Source organism: Stenotrophomonas sp. P5_B8 (assembly GCF_054049855.1).
In genome coordinates, this window is the sequence record NZ_JBFULO010000312.1 from 1 (window position 1) to 4,678 (window position 4,678).

The 4,678-nt window shown below is 67.6% G+C and carries 5 protein-coding genes; 3 read left to right on the forward strand and 2 right to left on the reverse strand.

All coding sequences use genetic code 11. The annotated features are described in order from the left end of the window. From serC to aroA, 3 genes are all read left to right on the forward strand, one after another. On the forward strand, positions 1-708 hold a 708-nt coding region (gene serC / locus ACXJKH_RS15230), incomplete at its 5' end, for a 3-phosphoserine/phosphohydroxythreonine transaminase (RefSeq protein ID WP_457320511.1). Positions 709-760: 52 nt separating this feature from the next. Then, a complete protein-coding gene (gene pheA / locus ACXJKH_RS15235) occupies positions 761-1,969 on the forward strand; it encodes a prephenate dehydratase (RefSeq protein WP_457320513.1) in 1,209 nt (402 codons plus the stop codon). Between the two features lie 117 nt (positions 1,970-2,086). Beyond that, positions 2,087-3,400 (forward strand): 3-phosphoshikimate 1-carboxyvinyltransferase, encoded by a 1,314-nt coding sequence (aroA, locus tag ACXJKH_RS15240; RefSeq protein ID WP_457320515.1) that lies wholly within the window; start codon positions 2,087-2,089, stop codon positions 3,398-3,400. Between the two features lie 217 nt (positions 3,401-3,617). Here aroA and ACXJKH_RS15245 read toward each other — a convergent pair whose 3' ends face one another. Further along, on the reverse strand, positions 3,618-4,199 hold the full coding sequence (locus ACXJKH_RS15245; protein WP_457320517.1) for an energy transducer TonB: 582 nt from the start codon (positions 4,197-4,199) through the stop codon (positions 3,618-3,620). A 169-nt stretch (positions 4,200-4,368) separates the two neighbouring features. Next, on the reverse strand, positions 4,369-4,678 hold a 310-nt coding region (locus tag ACXJKH_RS15250), incomplete at its 5' end, for an energy transducer TonB (protein ID WP_457320519.1).

Below are 4,678 nucleotides of genomic sequence, written 5' to 3' on the forward strand. Positions count from 1 at the left end.
TTCCACGACATCCCCGCGCGCGACATCTGGCAGCTCTCGGCCGATGCGGCCTACGTGCACATCACCGCCAACGAGACCATCCACGGTGTCGAATTCCGCGATACCCCGGACGTCGGTCAGGTGCCGCTGTTCGCCGATTTCAGCTCGTCCATTGCCAGCGAACCGCTGGATGTCAGCAAGTACGGGCTGATCTACGCCGGCGCGCAGAAGAACCTCGGCCCGGTCGGCGTGTCGGTGGTGATCGTGCGCCGGGACCTGCTCGAGCGCAGCGGCCAGCCGCGCGCGGACATCTTCGATTACCGCTCGCACGTGGGCCGCGATTCGATGCTCAACACCCCACCCACCTGGAACTGGTACCTGGCTGGGCTGGTGTTCCAGTGGATGCTGGCTGAGGGTGGCGTGGAGGAGTTCGCCCGCCGCAACGCCGCCAAGGCCGCGCTGGTCTACGGCGCCATCGACGGCTCCGGCGGCTTCTACCGCAATGACGTGGTGCCGGCCGCCCGCTCGCGCATGAACATCCCCTTCTTCCTGCCCGATGACACCCTCAACGCGCGCTTCGTCAGCGAGTCCAAGGCCGCCGGCCTGCTCGCGCTGAAGGGCCACGCCGCCGTCGGTGGCATTCGTGCCTCGCTGTACAACGCCATGCCGGTGGAGGGCGCGCAGGCGCTGGCCGCCTTCATGGCCGAGTTCCAGCAACGCCACGGCTGAGTCATTCGTTTCGACCGGGGCGCGTGCCGCCCCACTGCACCTGGAATCCCTGATGGCCAAACAACCCGCCAAGCCCGTCGCCAAGGCCAAGCCCCCCACGCCGGCGTCGACCAAGACCAAGGCCACCGCCAAGGCCACGCCTGACGGCAAGCCCGCGTCCACGCCCGAGGCCGCGTTGCCCGCGCCGGTGCTGTCGGACGTGCGCGCCAAGATCGACCACATCGACCGCAGCATCCAGGCGCTGATCGCCGAGCGCGCCAACTTCGCCCACCAGGTCGGCAAGGCCAAGGGCAAGCTCGCTGCCGCGGTGGACTACTACCGCCCCGAGCGCGAAGCGCAGGTGCTGCGCATGGTGGTGGACCGCAACGAAGGCCCGCTCAGTGATGAAGTGCTGGTCCATGTGTATCGCGAAATCATGTCGGCCTGCCTGGCCCAGCAGGAGCCGTTGAAGATCGGCTACCTCGGTCCGGAAGGCACCTTCAGCCAGCAGGCCGTGCTCAAGCATTTCGGGCGCTCGGCGCTGGGCTTGCCGCTGGCCAGCATCGAAGAAGTGTTCCAGGAAGTAGAAGCGGGCAACGCCGATTTCGGCGTGGTGCCGGTGGAAAACTCGGGGCAGGGCACCATCCAGATCACCCTGGACATGTTCCTCACCTCCAACCTGAAGATCTGCGGCGAAGTGGAACTGCGCGTGCAGCAGTACCTGATGTCGCGCAGTGGCCGGCTGGAGGATGTCGAGCGCGTCTACGGCCACCCGCAGTCGTTCATGCAGACCTCCTCGTGGCTGCGCGCCAACCTGCCCAAGGCCGAGAAGATCCCGGTCTCCAGCAACGCCGAAGGCGCCCGCCGCGCGCGCAATGCCGATGACGCCGCCGCCATCGGTGGCGAGAGTGCCGGGCACGTGTACGGCCTGAAGAAGGTGGTGACCAAGCCGATCCAGAATGACGCGGACAACACCACGCGCTTCCTGGTCGTCGGCCGCAACATCTTCCCCAGCTCCGGCCACGACCGTACCTCGGTGCTGGTGTTCATCCACGACAAGCCCGGCGCGCTGTTCGACGTGCTCAGCCCGTTCGCCCGCCACGGCATCAGCATGAACCGCATCGAGTCGCGGCCCTCGCACAATGCCAAGTGGGAATACGGCTTCTTCATCGACCTGGCCGGCCATGTCGAGGACGACGCCATGCAGGCCGCGCTGGCCGAACTCAAGGCGCACTCGGCGCAGATCAAGATCCTTGGCTCTTATCCGGTTGCCATTCCTTGATCCCCGGGGCGTAGCCGCGATGCGCGCTACGCCCGGCCCGGCGCCCCTGCGGCTGCCGAAGCCACTTCCGCACACCGTTGCATCGCCGCCGTGGCGGCCCGTCCCCTAGGAATTTCGATGACTGCTTCTCCGTACTGGATCGCCCACAAGGGCCAGCCCCTGCAGGGCAGCCTGACCATTCCCGGCGACAAGTCCGTCTCGCACCGCTCGGTGATGTTCGCCGCGTTGGCTGATGGCGTCTCGCATATCGATGGCTTCCTGGAAGGCGAAGACACCCGCGCCACCGCTGCCATCTTTTCGCAGATGGGCGTGCGCATCGACACCCCGTCGCCGTCGCAGCGCGTGGTGCATGGCGTCGGCGTGGATGGGCTGAAGGCACCGTCGGCGCCGCTGGACTGCGGCAACGCCGGCACCGGCATGCGCCTGCTCGCCGGCCTCCTGGCCGCCCAGCCGTTCGACAGCGTGATGGTGGGCGATGAGTCACTGTCGCGCCGGCCGATGCGCCGCGTCACCGGTCCATTGGCGCTGATGGGCGCGAAGATCGATACGGAAGCCGATGGCACGCCGCCGCTGCGCGTGCACGGCGGGCAGGTGCTCAAGGGCATCGAATTCGCCTCGCCGGTGGCCAGTGCCCAGGTCAAATCGTCCGTGCTGCTGGCCGGCCTGTACGCGGATGGCGAGACCTCGGTCAGCGAGCCGCACCCCACCCGCGACTACAGCGAGCGCATGCTGCGCGCCTTCGGCGTGGATATCGAGTTCTCGCCCGGCAAGGCCCGCCTGCGCGGCGGCCAACGCCTGCGCGCCACCGACATCGTGGTGCCGGCCGATTTCTCGTCCGCCGCGTTCTTCCTGGTGGCCGCCAGCATCATTCCCGGCTCGACACTGCGCCTGCGCGCGGTCGGCCTCAACCCGCGCCGCACCGGCCTGCTGGCCGCGTTGCGGCTGATGGGCGCGGATATCAGCGAAGAGAACCACGCCGAGCAGGGCGGTGAAGCCGTGGCCGATCTGGTCGTGCGATATGCCCCGCTGCACGGCGCGGAGATTCCCGAAGCGCTCGTGCCGGACATGATCGACGAGTTCCCCGCGCTGTTCGTCGCTGCCGCCGTTGCGCACGGCAACACCGTGGTGCGCGGTGCCGCCGAACTGCGGGTGAAGGAATCCGATCGCCTCGCGGCCATGGCCACGGGCCTGCGCACGCTGGGCGTGCAGGTGGACGAAACCGACGACGGCGCCACCATCCACGGCGGTGCCGTGCTCGGCAGCGGCACCATTGAAAGCCATGGCGACCACCGCATCGCCATGGCGTTTGCCATTGCCGGCCAGCTCAGCAATGGCGAGGTGCGCGTGAATGACATCGCCAACGTGGCAACCTCGTTCCCGGATTTCGATGGCCTGGCCACAGGGGCAGGATTCGGTCTCCGCCAAGGCTGATCGAAAAAAAACCAGACGGTAGAGCCGAGCCATGCTCGGCTGCTCTTCCGCTCTTCCGCTCTTCCGCTCTTCCGCTCTTCCGCTCCTCCGCTCCGTTTCGTGCGTCGCCTGGCTGCCGAGCATGGCTCGGCACTACCGGTGCTTTGCACCGCATGCGAATTGCCAACGAAAAGGGAGGCCATTGGCCTCCCTTTTCGTTACGCGTCTACGCAACCGCTTAACGCTCGGTGCGGAAATCCACCGGCACGCGCACCACGCTGGCCACGGCACGACCATTGCTCATGGCCGGCTCGAACTGCCACTGACGCACGGTGTTCAACACCGAACGGTCCAGATCGCGATCGCGCGAACCGGTGCGCTGCACGATATTGGCATCGGTGACATGGCCGCGCGGGTCCACGTTCAAGCTCGCCACCACGCTGCCCTGCACGCCATTACGCAGCGCGGAGGCCGGATAGGTCGGCTTGGTGTTGCTGGCCAGCGGGCGTGCCTCGCGGTTGCGCGCCACCGGCGTGGCCTTGCGCTGTGCGGTAGTGGCCGGGGTGGCCTGTCGTGCAGCCGGTGCCGGCGCAGTCGTGGCTACCGGGGTCTGCGTCGCCGGCAGCATGCGCTCGCCGACCGGTGCAGTGCTGGTGTCATCAGGGTTGGCGTAACGCAGCCAGACCAGCGCGGCGGCAAACATCGCCACGATCAACGCCATCCACAACCACGGCGAAGTGCCGCGACGGGCGGGTTCATCGGTCGCATCGCGCTGGTGCTGCGGCGAGGCGTGCATGTCGTGGGCATGGGTAACACTCATGGCGGACTCCTGGTGTCGTTGTGACAGCCGCAGTCTTGCCCGTGAACGGTTGCGGATGTGTCACCGCAACGTCAACGCGGCGACTGCATTCCCGACGAGGTTCAGCTTGATGAGTCGTTGCCAAATCGCCGCGCGTGACAGCCGCGCGAACGAGGATGGTTGCAGCGCATTACTGCGGCTTGAAGTCGAACGGCACTTCAATGCTTCCCGGCACGGCCTGGCCATTGCTGTGCGCCGGGGTGAAGCGCCAGCGACGCACGGCATCGGAGGCGGCACGATCAAGATCGCGTGAACCGCTGCGCTCGATCACCGTGACATTGGACGGATAGCCCGTGGCATCCACCTCCACGCGCACCACCACCGTGCCGGTATCACCGCGACGCAGTGCGGCCGGCGGGTAGCTTGGCGGCGGCGACTGATCGGCGATCGGCTGTGGACGCTCGCCGCCAGCGGCGGGCGCGGCAGGGGCGGCGTCGGCC

What these genes read in the sequence shown, in the direction of transcription:
- pheA (WP_457320513.1), top strand. Translation starts at nt 761, where the DNA reads ATGGCCAAACAACCCGCCAAGCCCGTCGCCAAGGCCAAGCCCCCCACG.
- ACXJKH_RS15245 (WP_457320517.1), bottom strand. Translation starts at nt 4,199, where the DNA reads ATGAGTGTTACCCATGCCCACGACATGCACGCCTCGCCGCAGCACCAG.
- aroA (WP_457320515.1), top strand. Translation starts at nt 2,087, where the DNA reads ATGACTGCTTCTCCGTACTGGATCGCCCACAAGGGCCAGCCCCTGCAG.